General features: G+C 71.1%; 16 protein-coding genes and 1 pseudogene. 8 read left to right on the top strand and 9 right to left on the bottom strand.

From position 1 onward, the window contains the following. The 3 genes and pseudogenes from ACIRPT_RS39010 to ACIRPT_RS39000 all read right to left on the bottom strand — a co-directional run. Positions 1-101, bottom strand: a pseudogene (locus ACIRPT_RS39010) (electron transfer flavoprotein subunit beta); the annotation flags it as partial. Between the two features lie 212 nt (positions 102-313). Continuing rightward, positions 314-820, bottom strand: a complete 507-nt coding sequence (locus ACIRPT_RS39005; RefSeq protein ID WP_403836356.1) for a flavin reductase family protein — start codon at positions 818-820, stop codon at positions 314-316. Positions 821-1056: 236 nt separating this feature from the next. Next, positions 1057-1497, bottom strand: a complete 441-nt coding sequence (locus ACIRPT_RS39000; protein WP_403836366.1) for a thioredoxin family protein — start codon at positions 1495-1497, stop codon at positions 1057-1059. Between the two features lie 76 nt (positions 1498-1573). On the opposite strand from ACIRPT_RS39000, the gene ACIRPT_RS38995 reads away from it, so the two are divergent. Further along, positions 1574-2011, top strand: a complete 438-nt coding sequence (locus ACIRPT_RS38995; RefSeq protein ID WP_403836354.1) for a DUF4395 domain-containing protein — start codon at positions 1574-1576, stop codon at positions 2009-2011. 184 nt (positions 2012-2195) lie between these two features. Further along, positions 2196-2906: a lysophospholipid acyltransferase family protein gene (locus ACIRPT_RS38990; protein WP_403505054.1), complete on the top strand. Its 711-nt coding sequence runs from the start codon at positions 2196-2198 to the stop codon at positions 2904-2906. Positions 2907-2937: 31 nt separating this feature from the next. On the opposite strand, the gene ACIRPT_RS38985 is transcribed toward ACIRPT_RS38990, so the two are convergent. The 5 genes from ACIRPT_RS38985 to ACIRPT_RS38965 form a co-directional block, all read right to left on the bottom strand. Then, positions 2938-3606, bottom strand: coding sequence for a B3/4 domain-containing protein (locus ACIRPT_RS38985; protein WP_403836352.1), 669 nt, complete (start codon positions 3604-3606; stop codon positions 2938-2940). A 575-nt stretch (positions 3607-4181) separates the two neighbouring features. After that, positions 4182-5252 (bottom strand): threonine aldolase family protein, encoded by a 1071-nt coding sequence (locus ACIRPT_RS38980; RefSeq protein WP_403836350.1) that lies wholly within the window; start codon positions 5250-5252, stop codon positions 4182-4184. After that, entirely contained in the window at positions 5249-6010 is a 762-nt protein-coding gene (locus ACIRPT_RS38975; protein ID WP_403836364.1) for an SDR family NAD(P)-dependent oxidoreductase, read from the bottom strand. Before ACIRPT_RS38975 ends, ACIRPT_RS38980 begins: the two co-directional genes overlap by 4 nt. Positions 6011-6072: 62 nt before the next feature. Continuing rightward, a complete protein-coding gene (locus ACIRPT_RS38970) occupies positions 6073-7470 on the bottom strand; it encodes a DUF6421 family protein (protein WP_403836348.1) in 1398 nt (465 codons plus the stop codon). 280 nt (positions 7471-7750) lie between these two features. Further along, entirely contained in the window at positions 7751-8881 is a 1131-nt protein-coding gene (locus ACIRPT_RS38965; protein WP_403836346.1) for an LLM class flavin-dependent oxidoreductase, read from the bottom strand. Positions 8882-8931: 50 nt separating this feature from the next. On the opposite strand from ACIRPT_RS38965, the gene ACIRPT_RS38960 reads away from it, so the two are divergent. The 5 genes from ACIRPT_RS38960 to ACIRPT_RS38940 all read left to right on the top strand — a co-directional run bounded on the left by ACIRPT_RS38960 (position 8932) and on the right by ACIRPT_RS38940 (position 13238). After that, positions 8932-9561: a PadR family transcriptional regulator gene (locus ACIRPT_RS38960; protein ID WP_403836344.1), complete on the top strand. Its 630-nt coding sequence runs from the start codon at positions 8932-8934 to the stop codon at positions 9559-9561. Positions 9562-9761: 200 nt separating this feature from the next. Beyond that, on the top strand, positions 9762-10445 hold the full coding sequence (locus ACIRPT_RS38955) for a glycerophosphodiester phosphodiesterase (RefSeq protein WP_403836342.1): 684 nt from the start codon (positions 9762-9764) through the stop codon (positions 10443-10445). Positions 10446-10573: 128 nt separating this feature from the next. After that, positions 10574-11455: an ABC transporter substrate-binding protein gene (locus ACIRPT_RS38950; protein ID WP_403836340.1), complete on the top strand. Its 882-nt coding sequence runs from the start codon at positions 10574-10576 to the stop codon at positions 11453-11455. 80 nt (positions 11456-11535) lie between these two features. Next, entirely contained in the window at positions 11536-12435 is a 900-nt protein-coding gene (locus tag ACIRPT_RS38945; protein ID WP_403836362.1) for an amino acid ABC transporter permease, read from the top strand. Continuing rightward, a complete protein-coding gene (locus tag ACIRPT_RS38940) occupies positions 12432-13238 on the top strand; it encodes an amino acid ABC transporter ATP-binding protein (RefSeq protein WP_403836338.1) in 807 nt (268 codons plus the stop codon). Before ACIRPT_RS38945 ends, ACIRPT_RS38940 begins: the two co-directional genes overlap by 4 nt. Positions 13239-13285: 47 nt before the next feature. Here ACIRPT_RS38940 and ACIRPT_RS38935 read toward each other — a convergent pair whose 3' ends face one another. Next, positions 13286-13822, bottom strand: a complete 537-nt coding sequence (locus ACIRPT_RS38935) for a GNAT family N-acetyltransferase (RefSeq protein WP_403836336.1) — start codon at positions 13820-13822, stop codon at positions 13286-13288. Positions 13823-13996: 174 nt separating this feature from the next. Between ACIRPT_RS38935 and ACIRPT_RS38930 the strand changes: the two genes are divergently transcribed. Continuing rightward, positions 13997-14383: a VOC family protein gene (locus ACIRPT_RS38930; RefSeq protein ID WP_403836334.1), complete on the top strand. Its 387-nt coding sequence runs from the start codon at positions 13997-13999 to the stop codon at positions 14381-14383. Positions 14384-14504: the final 121 nt, after the last annotated feature.

Raw genomic sequence — 14504 nt, 5'->3', positions numbered from 1 at the left:
CCGTCCACGTCGTCACGGTCGACGGTCAGGTCCTCGGCGAAGTGCCGGTCGCCGGTGGCGTCGGGCACGTACTTCACACAGACAACGATCCTCAAGCTCACGCCGGCTCTCCTACCTGCTTCGTCTCTTCAGAACTGCCTTGTGCTGGCAGCATAGGCGCCTGTTGGGGCGGCTCCGGGTCGGATACGGATCCCCGCGCCGACCGTCATGTTACTAGCCAGTACATCCAGTCTCGTCCCCCGAATCAAGGCCGTTGAAATGTGACGTTGCCAACGGCCCTGACCGGATGATGACGAAGCCGCGCGGGAACTCGTCAGTCCCGCAGCGCGTTGAAGCGACCCTGGTGATAGAGGAGCGGCCGGCCGGGCCCGGTGGGGTCCCCGGCGACGGGCTGGGCGAGCACGATGCGATGGTCGCCGGCCGGGACCTTGGCCACGACCTTGCACACCAGCCAGGCCAGTACGCCGTCCAGGAGGGGCACGCCCTCGGGGCCGGGGCGCCAGGAGGTGGCCGGGCCGAAGCGGTCCGCGCCGCTGCGGGCGAAGGTGGCGGCCAGCTCCTGCTGATGCTCGCCGAGTATGTGGACGCCGATGTGCCCGGCCTCGGCGAGGGTGGGCCAGCTGGAGGCGCCGGTACCGATGCCGAACGAGAGCAGCGGGGGTTCGGCGGCGACGGAGGTCAGGGACGTGGCGGTGAAGCCGACGGGACGGGAGCCGTGCGCGGTGATCACCGCGACGCCGGCGGCGTGCTGCCGGAAGACGGAGCGCAGCAGATCGGGGGTGGCGGTGCGGGGCGTGCCGAGGGCGGGCGAGGCCGTCATGGAGTTGTCCTTCTGGTGTGGTGTACGAGCCGAGGCAGGGCGGCCGACAGCGGCGCGGCTGTCGGCAGCGATGGGGTCGTCGCTGCTCACACGCTGGGACAGCGCGCGCTGGCGGTCCGCAGAAGGTCCACGTGCGCGCGTCCGTACAGAAGGGTTCCTGGCCGCATAACGTCAGACTGACGATGCTCGGGCCGCAGCGTCAAGTGGCGCCCGGCATCTGGGAGATCAATCACGGATCAGTCACGGACGGCCGCGCCCAGGGCCGCTATGACATCGGCCTTGCGGGGCTGGCCCGCCCCGCGACGCACGATCGCCCCGCCCGCGTCCAGCACCAGCACGGTGGGGGTGCGCAGGATGTTCAGGCTCCGTACGAGGTCCAGATGGGCCTCGGCGTCAATCTCCACATGCGCCACGCCCTCCACTATCCCGGCGACTTCCGCCAGCGTCCGGCGAGTGGCGCGGCAGGGCTGGCAGAAGGCGCTGGAGAACTGCACCAGCGTGGCCCGCTCCCCCAGCTCCGCGCCGATGTCAGCGGCGCTCAGCCGCTCGGCGTCCGCCTCCGCGGCGTGCCGCTTACCGCCGTCGCGCACTGTCAGCCTCCCGTTGCGGCGTCGGTGCCACACGCCGAAGGCGCTCGCCGCCGCGAGCACCGCGATGCACACCATGAGTCCGGTCATCTCAGCGTTCAGCATTCACGAGACCGCAAAGATTCCCGGTACCGGGTACCGACTTTTCTGCGGGAGGGTGGTGCCCATGCCCAACGACAACCTCGCCACGCTCGACGTGCGGGGCCCGCGGTTCGGCGCGGCGCTCACCACCGTCGTCCTGGCGGCCGTACTGATCACCGGAAGCGGCCGGCTGCTCGCCTGGCAGGCGCTGGTCTTCGCGACAGGAGCGGTGGCCGGCGTCCAGCGCTCCCCCTACGCCTGGCTGTTCAAGGTGGCGGTACGTCCCCTTCCGCCCCCTCCGACCGATTTCGAGGGCGCCGCCCCGCCGCGCTTCGCGCAGGGCGTCGGGTTGTTCTTCGCCCTGGTGGGACTGGTGGGCTACTTCGCCGGGCCGCAGTGGCTGGGCCTCGCGGCCACCGGCTGCGCCCTCGCCGCGGCGTTCCTCAATGCGGCCTTCGGGTTCTGCCTGGGCTGCGAGATGTATCTTCTGCTGCGGAGAGCCGCCGGGCGGACGGCCGGCTGAGCAGGTCCCGGCCGGTCTTCACGTGACGAGGATCTCCCGGCCGTGGCGGGCGGCACGCTGGCCGCCACGGCCGGGATCGGGCACGATCTCCCGAAGGCCGCACACTTACGGCTGCGTAAGTTACAGCTGTACACAGTCTTCGCCGGGAGAACCCTCCCCAGGCACAGAGAAGGGGTCCCCCGATATGGCCGAGCTCGTCTATCCGCCCGTGATCGGCGCCGCCCGTACCGTTTTCAAGGCGCTCGACCTCAAGTTCGACATCGCGGGGGCGGAGAACATTCCGCGCCGCGGCGGAGCGGTGCTGGTGAGCAATCACATCGGCTATCTCGACTTCGTCTTCGCGGGTCTGGCGGCGCGCCCCGCCAAGCGGCTGGTGCGGTTCATGGCGAAGGAGTCGGTCTTCCGGCACAAGGTGTCGGGCCCGCTGATGCGCGCCATGAAGCACATACCGGTCGACCGCGCCCAGGGCATGCACGCCTACAAGCACGCGCTGAGCGCGCTGCGTTCCGGGGAAATCATCGGCGTCTTCCCCGAGGCGACCATCTCCGAGTCCTTCACCCTCAAGAACTTCAAGTCGGGGGCGGCGCGGCTGGCGCAGGAGGCCGGGGTGCCGTTGGTCCCGCTGGCGCTGTGGGGCACCCAGCGGCTGTGGACCAAGGGCCACAAGCGCGATCTGGGCCGTAACCACTTCCCGATCACGATCCGGGTGGGCGAGCCGGTGGAGGCCGACCCCGCCGAGCAGGCCGAGAAGATCACCGACCGGCTGCGGTCCCGCGTCCAGGACCTGCTGGAGGCGGCTCAGCGCGCCTACCCGGTACGGCCCAAGGACGCCGACGACACCTGGTGGATCCCGGCGCACCTCGGCGGCACCGCGCCGGCCGCGCCCGGCGCGTAACCGCGGCCGGCGGCCGGGCCGCGGCGCCGGGTCACTGCGACCAGACATCACCTATCTCGACACGGGCGTCCGGGCAGGCCTTCCGCAGCGCCTCGGCCAGCTCGGCGCCCGCCGTCGTGAGCTCGTCGAGCGTCATCGGGGCCATCCGCTCCAGCAGGAACAACGCACTGACCGAGTCCTCGGTGAGGCGGGTGCGTACGCCCTGGCGCCAGTTCCAGCGACGGCAGGTGACGCCCCGGTCGTCGCACCAGACGACCTCGCCGGGCTCGGGGTGCTCGATGGCCTCCGCACCGCCCGCCGCGGTCACGAACGGCTCGTCGCCGGTGGCCCGCACGAGCCGCATGTCCCCCTGGATACGGTCCAGGTCCTCGCCGCCGACGGGGATGAGATGGGCCACGCTGATGGCGTTGTAGACGTCGACCGGCCGGTTGACACGGGGCAGCCCGCCGTCCGCGAGGGCGCGCCTGGCCAGCGCCTCGGCCGAGTTACGGGTCCGCGAGGGCTTGGTGCCGAAGGCGGTGTACGCGGCGCGCCAGGCGGCGATATGCGGATCGTCCTGCGGCGCCCGCCCACCGAGCCGCCCGGCCAGGCGGCGGGTGGCCTCGTCCAACACGCCCGAACTGGCCTCGTCACTGGGCCCGTTGGTCAGCCCGTGAGCCTCGATCACGAGATACCCGAAGCCGGGGGCCAGGTCGCACACCTCGTCGGAAACGTGCAGGGGTCGGGCCGTCCGCTGCGCTTTGCCTGGGCCGAACGTTGTCGTCTGCGGCGCCGTGCGTCGTCTCGTCGTTGGCCTTGCGGCGGGCCCCTCCGCTGCGCTTTGCCTGGGCCGCGTTTTCGGCTTGCCCGCCGTGGGTGGTTTCTCGCCGTTGCGCCTGCGGCGGGCGTGGGTTTGTCGGGTGCGGTGACGGCCCTACACGGCTTCGCCGCTACGGTCCGTCCCCTCCCGTGGGTGGGGGGATTCTCGTGGGGGCGGGCGTTGCGTTTCCGGTGCCGCTGATTGTGTCCACTAGGTGCACCTGACCACCGACGCACGCCCCCACCGGTTTCTCCCACCCCAACGGGGAGGGGCCGGGCCGCAGGACGGAGTCCGGAGGCCCGGTCCCGCAGCCGAACAGCCCCGCGCAAGCGGCAACGCCCGCCGCAGGCGCAACGGAGAGAAAGCCCGACACATCGGCGCAGGCAAAGCGCAGCGGACGGGCCCGCCGCAGGCGCAACGGCGGCAAACCCCCACGGCGGGACAGCCGAACATCGGCCCAGGAAAAGCGCAGCGGACTACCGGCCGATCTCCTCGCGAATCGCCTCGAGGAACCCGTCCACGTCCTCCTCCGCCGTGTCGAACGCGCACATCCACCGCACCACGCCGGCCGCCTCGTCCCAGAAGTAGAAGCGGTAACGCTTCTGCAGGCGCTCGCTGACGTCGTGCGGCAGGCGCGCGAAGACCGCGTTGGACTGCACCGGGTAGAGGATCTCGATGCCGTCGATCTTCCGCACCCCGGCCGCCAGCCGCTGCGCCATCGTGTTGGCGTGCCGGGCGTTGCGCAGCCACAGGTCCTTGGCAAGCAGGGCCTCCAGCTGGACGGAGACAAAGCGCATCTTGGAGGCCAGCTGCATGGACAGCTTGCGCAGGTGCTTCATGGCCCGTACGGCGTCGGGGTTGAGGACGATCACCGCCTCGCCGAAGATCGCGCCGTTCTTCGTGGCACCGCAGGAGAGGATGTCGACGCCCGCGGCGTTGGTGAACGCCCGCATCGGGACGTCCAGCGTCGCCGCGGCGTTGGCTATCCGGGAGCCGTCGAGGTGCACCAGCATGCCGCGCTCATGGGCGTGTTCGCAGATCGCCCGGATCTCGTCGGGGGTGTAGACGGTGCCGAGCTCGGTGCTCTGGGCGATCGAGACGACCTGCGGCATGGCGCGGTGCTCGTCGTCCCAGCCGAACGCCTGGCGATCGATCAGCTCGGGCGTGAGCTTGCCGTCCTCGGTCGGCACGGTGAGCAGCTTGAGCCCGCCGACCCGCTCGGGCGCGCCGCACTCGTCGACGTGGATGTGCGCCGTCTCGGCGGCGATCACCGCGCCCCAGCGGTCGGTGACGGCCTGGAGGGCGACGACGTTGGCGCCGGTGCCGTTGAACACCGGGAACGCCTCGGCGCGCTGCCCGAAGTGGCTGCGGATGACGCGCTGGAGGTGCTCGGTGTAGTCGTCCTCGCCGTAGGCGACCTGGTGGCCGCCGTTGGCGAGGGCGATCGCGGCGAGGATCTCCGGGTGGGCGCCCGCGTAGTTGTCACTGGCGAAGCCGCGTACCTGGGTGTCGTGGTGCTGCCGCGCGTCGGTTTTGTCTCCGCTCACGGCTCGGGGGTCAGCCACAGACGCTGTCCATTCACTTCCTGGGCGGGCCGGCTCCAGACAGCGGCGATGGCCTCGGCCAGCTCCGTGACGTCCGTGAAGCCCGCAAACTTGGCGTTCGGTCGCTCGGCGCGCATCTGGTCGTTGACGAGCGCCTTCACGATCAGGATGGCAGCCGCGGCGTGCGGACCCTGCTCACCCCCCGACTTGCGGAAGCCGTCCGCCATCGCGAGCGTCCAGGCCTCGGCGGCCGCCTTGGAGGAGGCGTAGGCGGCGTTGCCCGCGGTGGGCTTGGAGGCACCGGCCGCGCTGGTGAGGAGGAAGCGGCCGTTTCCGCTGCGCTCGAGGGCGTCGTAGAAGGCGAGCGAGGTGTGCTGGACGGTGCGGACCAGCAGCTTGTGCAGCACATCCCAGTCCGTCAGATTGGTCTCCGGGAAGGTCGACGAGCCGCGCCAGCCGCCCACGAGGTGGACCAGGCCGTCGATCCGGCCGAATTCCTTCTCCGTGCGGTCCGCCCATTCGCGGGTCTGGTCGAGGTCGAGGAGGTCAACGGTGTCCCCTATGACCGTGGCGCCGCCGTGTGCGTAGCGGGCCGCGTCGACGGCCTGTGCCAGGCGCTCGGCGTCGGCGTCGGAGCCGACCACCACCGCGCCCGCCTCGGCGAGCCGCAGCAGGGTGGCACGGCCGGCCGGTCCGGCCGCTCCCGCCACCGCGATGACCGCGCCTTCCAGCGGCCCCTGGCCGCCCGTCGAAGTAACCATCTTCGTCGCCTCCTCGTCCTGCCCCTGGACGGCCGTCCGCCTGGTGGTGTTCCGCTCGGTCGTCACGCCGCCGCCAGTGCGTCGCTGTCGGCCGTGATGCCCTTGGTGGAGGCGATCACCGTACGCAGCTTCTTGCGGAGCGCCTCGTAGAACATGCTGAGCGGGAACTCGTCCGGCAGCACGTCGTCCACGAGTTTGCGTGGCGGCTGGTCCAGGTCGAGGGCGTCCGGCCCCTTGGCCCAGACCGAGCCCGGGTGCGGTGCGAGGTAGGTCGAGACGAGGTCGTACGCGGCGAACCAGTGGACCAGCTTGGGCCGGTCGATGCCGTCGCGGTAGAGCTTTTCGATCTCGCCGCACAGCTCGTTGGTGACCTTGGGCGCCCGCTCCCAGTCGATGTGCAGTGTGTTGTCCGTCCAGCGTACGACGTCGTGCTTGTGCAGGTAGGCGAAGAGCAGCTGGCCGCCGAGCCCGTCGTAGTTGCGGACCCGGTCGCCGGTGACGGGGAACCGGAACATCCGGTCGAAGATCACCGCGAACTGGACGTCACGCGCCTGGCGGTAGCCCTCGGCCTCCAGCTTCACGGCCTCCTTGAAGGCGGTGAGGTCGCAGCGCAGCTCCTCCAGGCCGTACATCCAGAACGGCTGCCGCTGCTTGATCATGAAGGGGTCGAACGGCAGGTCGCCGTGGCTGTGGGTGCGGTCGTGCACCATGTCCCACAGGACGAACGCCTCCTGGCAGCGCTCCTGGTCGGCGAGCATCGCGCCGATGTCCGGCGGAAGCGTGACGCCGAGCGTCTCGATGGCGGCCTCGCTGACCCGGCGGAAGCGGGCGGCCTCGCGGTCGCAGAAGATGCCGCCCCAGCTGAACCGTTCGGGGGCCTCGCGCACCGCGATGGTCTCGGGGAAGAGCACGGCGGAGTGGGTGTCGTAGCCCGCCGTGAAGTCCTCGAAGGTGATCCCGCAGAAGAGGGCGTTGTCGTAGCGGGTGCGCTCCAGCTCGGCGAGCCATTCGGGCCAGACCATGCGCAGCACGACGGCCTCGAAGTTGCGGTCCGGGTTGCCGTTCTGCGTGTACATGGGGAACAGCACGAGGTGCTGGAGGCCGTCGGCGCGCTGCCGGGCGGGCTGGAAGGCGAGCAGGGAGTCGAGGAAGTCCGGCACGCCGAAGCCCTCGTCGGCCCAGCGGCGCAGGTCGGTGATGAGTGCCTGGTGATAGGCGGCGTCGTGCGGGAGCAGCGGGGCGAGCTCTCCGACGGCCGCTATGGCGCGCTCAACCTCGCCGCGGACGGTGCCGGCGGACGGGGCGCCCGCCGCCTCCAGGTCGATCGAGCCGTCCTTGGACTGCCACGGGCGGATGGCCTCGACCGCGTCCTTGAGGACGGGCCACGCCGGGTGCTCGACCACACGCTCTGCGGTCGTGGCGCCCTCCGGGACACCCACAGGCGAAAGGATTTCCGTCATGACTGCCCTCCGGCGGTAGATCTTCTTGTGCGCCCACCGTAACCAGGCGAGATCGCCGACTCAAGAGGAGCCGGTGAAAATTATTCTGCCGAGACCGGCTTCAGAGACACATTTTTCCTGTGAGTGGCGGCAGCATCGAGACGTTCTGCCCGTTCTGGCAGCGGAATCCGCCATTCCTCCGGAGGTCGGAGCGAGGGTGGCCGCGAAACCTTGAGGGGTGGTGTGGCATATGCCACACCACCCCTCAAAGCTTCCGTCCGGACCGCGAACGGCCCTGGCCTCAGGCGCCCGCAAAGCGTGGAATAACCTTTTCACCCCATTGGCGGATGGTCTCCAGGCAGACGTCCTGCGGCACCGTGCCCATCTGGATGAGACACATGACCTCGTCGGCGCCGGCCGCCCGTAGTCGCTCCACGTAGGCGACCGCGTCCTCGGCGGTGCCATACGCGTGGTCGGCGTGGAAGGTGGCGGTGGAGGTGGGGCGTACGGGGATGTGCTGCTCGTTGAGGCGGGCCACGACCTGCTCGGCGGCCTGCCGCAGCTCGGCCTCGGCCTCCGCGGCGCTCGCACCCGCCACGACGGCCTCGTCCGGCAGCCCGGCGCCGCCGTACCAGTAGCCGATCGACTGGGCGAAGAACCGCTGACCGCGCAGCCCGACGGCGCGGGCGCGGTCGCGGTCGTCGAGCACGATCGTCGGGCAGAGCACCGAGAAGTGATCGTTGACCGACGTGGAGACCAGCCCCTCGCCGGTGCGGGCCGCGCGCGCCGCGTCGTACGCACGGCGCATCTCGGCGATGGCGTCCGGCCCCGCGAAGCCCATGACCAGGGCGCCGAGGCCCATCTCGGCGGCCTGCCGCAGGGTGTCGGTACGGCTGCACGCCAAAAACAGCGGCGGGTGCGGGGTCTGGTGCGGCCGGGGCAGGATCGGATGCGGCGGGATGTCGATCAGTTCGCCGTGGAACTCCAGCTCGTCGCTCTGCCATGCCTTGCCGATGATGCGCAGCGCCTCCTGGACCTCCTGGGCCGTACGGTCCCGGTCGACGCCGCACAGTGAGGTCTCCTGCTCGGTGCCGCCGCGGCCCGCCCCGAGGTCGAGCCGGCCGCCGGAGAGCAGATCGAGGGTGGCGGCGCGCTCGGCGACCCGCGCGGGGTGGTTGAAGGCGAAGGGCATGCAGACCACGCCGTGGCCGATGCGGATGGTGCTGGTGCGGGCCGCGACCCAGGTCAGGAAGATCTCGGGGGCGCTCATATGCGCGTACCACTTCAGGGAGTGGTGCTCGACGGCCCAGATCCGGTCGAAGCCCATCCGCTCGGCCAACACGGCCTGTTCGACGCAGTCATGGAAGAGCTGGCGTTCGCGCTCGACGGTCGGATCGGCGAGCTGGGCCTCGAAGATGACCGAGAACTTCATGACGTCTCCCGGGGTTGCGTTCCGGCGAACTCCTTATTTCAATCAGTCATATGACTAGCCGTCATACCCGCAACAAGCAAGAGAACCGGCAGGGGAACGACGCGCGGCTGCCGCTCACCGGGTGGGCGGTCCTCGGGCTGCTCTCCTTCCGCGGCGAGCGCACCGGCTACGAGCTGAAGAAGTGGGCCGACTCCTCGCTGCGGTTCTTCTACTGGTCGCCGGCCATCAGCCAGATCTACGCCGAGCTGCGGCGGCTGGAGGCCCTGGGGTACGCCATGTCGCGGTGCTCGGGCGCCGAGGAGCCGCGGGCCACCCGCCGCTACACGATCACCGAATCCGGGCGCGGCGCGCTCGCAGCATGGGCCGACGGCGCCGGCGACCCCGGCGCTCCGGTCCTCAAACATCCGCTGGTGCTGCGCGTCTGGCTGGGCCATCTCGCCGCCCCCGACACCCTGCGCGCCCTGGTGGAGCGGCACATCGAGCGGACCCGCGGCGAACTCAAGGAGGTACGGGACGCCCGGCTGCGCGCCGCGCGGGTGGCGGAGTGGGAGTTCCCACGGGTGGCGCTGGGCTGGAGCGAGCGGCAGCATCTGGCGGAGCTGGAGCTGGCCGAGGCGATGCTGGCGGACCTGGACCGGCTCGCGGCGGCGCGGCGCCGGCCCCCGACGGGCGGTGCGTAGAAACTCCCATGGCGGGGCACTCGTACGGACTAGGGGGGAGTTGTCCCTACAGCGCTGTGGCACAGAACGGATTAGGCTGTGCGCCATTTCGGACAGCAGTTTGTCGACGGTCGACACTTTCCGGCCGATACTTCCGGCCGACGCTTTCCGGGCCGACACATTCCGACCGACAGAAGCGAACCGACAGAAGCGAGGCAGCCTTGTCCTTTCTCACCATCGGACACCGCGGGGTTATGGGCGTGGAGCCGGAGAACACCCTGCGATCCTTCGTGCGCGCCGAACGCGAAGGCCTCGACGTCATCGAACTCGACCTGCATCTGAGCAAGGACGGCGCGCTCGTGGTGATGCACGACGCGGACGTGGACCGGACGACCGACGGCACCGGCCCGATCGCCGAGCGCACGCTGGCCGAACTACGCGAGCTGGACGCCGGGCGGGGCGAGCGGATCCCGGTGTTCGAGGAGGTCGTGGAGGCCGTCAAGGCGCCGCTCCAGGCGGAGATCAAGGACGTGGCGGCCGCGCAGGCGCTGGCGGAGGTGATGCGCTCGCGCGATCTGATCGGCCGGATCGATGTGATCTCCTTCCACGACGAGGCGCTGGCCGCGATCCGCACGCTGCTGCCGGGCGTGCGGACCGCGCTGGTGGGCAGCCGCTACGGCACCGATGCCGTCGACCGCGCCCAGGCCGTCGGCGCGAGCATGCTCTCCCTGAACATCCGCCGGCTCACCCTGGAGCTGGTCGAGCGCGCGCACGCCGCCCATCTGAAGGTCCTCGGCTGGACCGTCAACACCCACGATCAGCTCCGGCTCGCGCGCGGGCTGGGCCTGGACGGGGTGGTGACCGATCTGCCCGAGATCCGCCGGGCGGTGCGCTTCACGGCGTAGCGGGGGCGCGGAACCGGCCGGCCGTACGCGGAAATCCGCAGTTCACACGCGCGCAACAACCATCCGGCATACGGACGTTTCGCCCGGTGATCTCGACAGACGGGCCCGCGCCCGGCCAGTCTCCCGCCATGCGCCTCGTCAACCGCCCTCTTCGCCTTGCCCCTTGGGCCACCGCCGTACTGCTCGCCGCGGCCGTCGGCTGTGCCCCGCAGGACGAGTCCCCCGGTGGCGGTTCCGCCGCCGGGCCGGGCCGGCACGGCTGTGACCGCGGCAAGCTGGCCACCGTCGCGGCCGGCAAGCTCACCGTGGGCACCGACAAGCCCGCCTACGCCCCCTGGTTCACCGACGACGACCCGGCCAACGGCAAGGGCTTCGAATCGGCGGTCGCCTATGCCGTCGCCAGGCAACTGGGCTACGGCAAGGACGCGGTGCGCTGGGAGACCGTGCCGTTCAACAACGCCTTCGCGCCCGGCGAGAAGAAGTTCGACTTCGACATCAACCAGATCTCCGTCAGCGCCTCACGCAAGCAAGCCGTCGCCTTCTCCTCCGGCTACTACGACGTGCGGCAGGCACTCGTCGCGCTGAAGGGCTCCCGGGCCGCGAAGGCCAGGAGCGTCGCCGACCTCAAGCACGCCAAGCTCGGCGCGCAGGTCGGCACCACCAGTCTCGATGTCATCAACGACACCATCCGTCCCAGCCAGTCCCCCGCCGTCTTCCAGAAGAACGATCTGGCCAAGTCCGCGCTGAAGAACGGACAGGTCGACGCGGTCGTGGTGGATCTGCCGACCGCGTTCTACATCACCTCGGCCGAGGTCAAGGACGCCGAGGTCGTCGGGCAGTTCCGGACCGGCGGTACCGCGAAGGAGCAGTTCGGGCTGGTCCTGGACAAGGAGAGCCGGCTCACGGGCTGCGTGACGGCCGCGGTGGACGCGCTGCGCAAGGACGGCACGCTGGCCGCGCTGGAGAAGAAGTGGCTGACCGACGCCGTCGCCGCACCGGTGCTGAAGTGACGTACGGCAAGGGCAACAAGGGCAGCGAGTACGGCCGGGACACAATGAACGGCGAGTACGGCGAGTACGCCACGCTCGCCATGGAGGAGCAGCGCGGCAAGGGTGTGCCGGAGAAGGAGCCGATGGCCGACGACGCCTATGTGCCCTCTCCCCGGCGGATCGAGCGGGAGCGGTTCCGGCGGGCGCGGGCCCGCCGGGCGACCGCCATCGCCGCGCTGAGCACCCTGGTCACCGGCGTCGTCCTCTTCCTCGTCGTCACCGACTCCCCCGGCTGGCCGCGCACCCGCGCGACCTTCTTCAGCGCCGAGTACGCCCGCAAGGCGCTGCCGGAAGTGCTGGAGGGGCTGCTGCTGAATCTGCGGCTGCTGGTGGTGTGCGGGGCGGCGGTGCTGGTGATCGGCATGCTGCTGGCCGTCGCCCGGACGCTGCGCGGGCCGGTGTTCTTCCCGCTGCGCGCCCTGGCCACCGCGTACACCGACTTCTTCCGCGGGCTGCCGCTGATCATCTGTCTGCTGATGGTGGTCTTCGGAGTCCCGGCGCTGCGGCTCCAGGGCGTGACCACCGACCCGGTGGTGCTCGGCGGTTCGGCACTGGTGCTGACGTACTCCGCTTATGTGGCCGAGGTCTTCCGGGCCGGGATCGAGTCCGTCCATCCCTCGCAGCGGGCCGCGGCCCGGTCCCTGGGGCTGACCAGCGGGCAGGCGCTGCGCCATGTCGTACTGCCGCAGGCCGTACGGCGGGTGGTGCCGCCGCTGCTCAACGACCTGGTGTCGCTGCAGAAGGACACCGGCCTGGTCTCCATCGCGGGCGCGGTGGACGCGGTCTACGCGGCGCAGATCATCGCGGGCAAGGACTTCAACTACACGCCGTACGTCGTCGCCGGGCTGGTGTTCGTCGCGCTGACCATCCCCATGACGCGCTTCACGGACTGGGTCACCGCCCGGATGGACCGCCGGCGCGCCCAGGGAGGGACGGTATGAGTACGACAACGGACGGGACGACGGACGGCACGCGGGACCGGGACGGCACGGCCGGTGGGCCGGTGCTGCGGCTGGAGTCCGTACGCAAGACGTACGGGCGGGGCACGGTCGTCCTGCGGGATGTGGACCTGGAGGTCGCGCCGCACACCGTGACCGCGCTGATCGGCGCCTCGGGATCCGGCAAGTCCACCCTCCTGCGGTGCGCCAATCTGCTGGAGGAGATCGACGACGGCGCGATCTTCCTGGACGGCACGGAGATCACCGACCCCCGGGCGGACGCGGACGCGGTACGGCGCCGGATCGGGGTGGTCTTCCAGGCCTACAACCTCTTCCCGCACATGACCGTGCTGGACAACATCACGCTGGCGCCGCGCCGGGTGCACGGCGTACCGCGCGCCGAGGCGGAGGCGCGCGCCCATGAGCTGCTGGGGCGCCTGGGGCTCGGCGGGCGGGCGGGCGAGTACCCGGACCGGCTCAGCGGCGGGCAGCAGCAGCGGGTGGCCATCGTGCGCGCGCTGGCGGCCCGGCCCCGGCTGCTCCTGCTGGACGAGATCACCGCGGCGCTCGACCCGGAGCTGGTGGGCGAGGTGCTCGGGGTCGTCCGCGATCTCAAGGAGGACGGCATGACGATGGTCATCGCCACCCATGAGATGGGCTTCGCCCGGGAAGTGGCCGATCAGGTGTGCTTCCTGGACGGCGGGGTGGTGCTCGAGCGCGGCGCACCCGAGGAGGTCTTCGGGGACCCGCGGCAGGACCGCACCCGGCAGTTCCTGGAGCGGATCATCGCGGCCGGGCGGCTGTAGGGCCTTCCGGCGCCGGTCCACCGGCCGGCGCGCGGCCGCCCAGGGCGTCAGCCGAGCGGCTTGACCAGCAGCTCGAACTCCAGGTCAGCGCGCTGCGGGATGCCGAACCGCTCGTCGCCGTACGGGAACGGGGTGAGCTCGCCGGTGCGCCGGTAGCCGCGGCGCTCGTACCAGGCGATGAGCTCCTCGCGCTGGCGGATGACCGTCATGCGCATCTCGCGGGCGTCCCAGAGGGCCTGCGCGGTCCGCTCCGCCTCGGCGATGATCACCTTGCCGAGGCCGCCGCCCTGGAGGGCCGGGCGGACCGCGAACATGCCGAAGTAGGCATGGTCACCGCGGTGTTCGAGCTGGCAGCAGGCGATCAGTTCGCCGTCGCGCTCGGCGAGCAGCAGCCGGCCGGTGTCGTTGCGGACCACGGCGGCGACGCCGTCCGGGTCGGTGCGCTGCCCCTCCAGCAGATCCGCCTCCGTCGTCCAGCCGGCCCGGCTCGCGTCCCCGCGGTACGCCGACTCGATCAGCCCGACGAGCTCGGGTATGTCGGCGTCGACGGCGGTACGGAAGGTCAGCTCGCTAGTGGAGGGCATGGTGTACGGGTTCCTCTCGGGCCGGGCGGAGGGGTGCGGGGAGGGCCGGAGGGGTGAAGCTCCGAGGCTCCCCTGGAGGCTAACAAGAGGGGTGACCGCCATGTCAGGGCCTTTCGTCCTCCCGGCCGCCCCGCCGCCCCGGCCCGCGCGCCCCGGCGGCGTAGGGTCCGTCCCATGGTGCAGGTACTGAGCAGCAGGATGCTGCTGCGGCCGTCCGACCCCGCGCGCTCGAGGGCGTTCTACGGCGAGGCGCTGGGGCTGGAGATCTACCGGGAGTTCGGTACGGGGACCGACCGCGGCACGGTGTACTTCCTCGGCGGCGGCTTCCTGGAGGTCTCCGGGCGCTCCGCGGAGCCCGCCACGGGCACCCTCCAGCTGTGGCTCCAGGTGGCGGACGCGGCGGCGGCGCACGAGGAGCTGCTGGCGCGGGGGGTGGAGGTGCTGCGCCCGCCGGTGCGGGAGCCGTGGGGGCTGATCGAGATGTGGCTGACGGACCCGGACGGCCACCGGATCGTGGTGACCGAGGTCCCCGCCGACCATCCGCTGCGCTACCGCCCCTGACGGCTTCCGGCACCGTCTGCGCTCCCCCGGTGCGCCGGTGCGCTCCCGTGCGCCCGGCCGGCGCTGGGCAGTCTGCCGTCGTGCGGGAGCGCCGCCCCGCACCGATGGGTGCTGCCCGCGA

This window comes from Streptomyces sp. NPDC101227 (assembly GCF_044767545.1).
Classification (GTDB): Bacteria; Actinomycetota; Actinomycetes; order Streptomycetales; family Streptomycetaceae; genus Streptomyces.
This window is presented reverse-complemented; position numbering and strand designations above follow the sequence as displayed.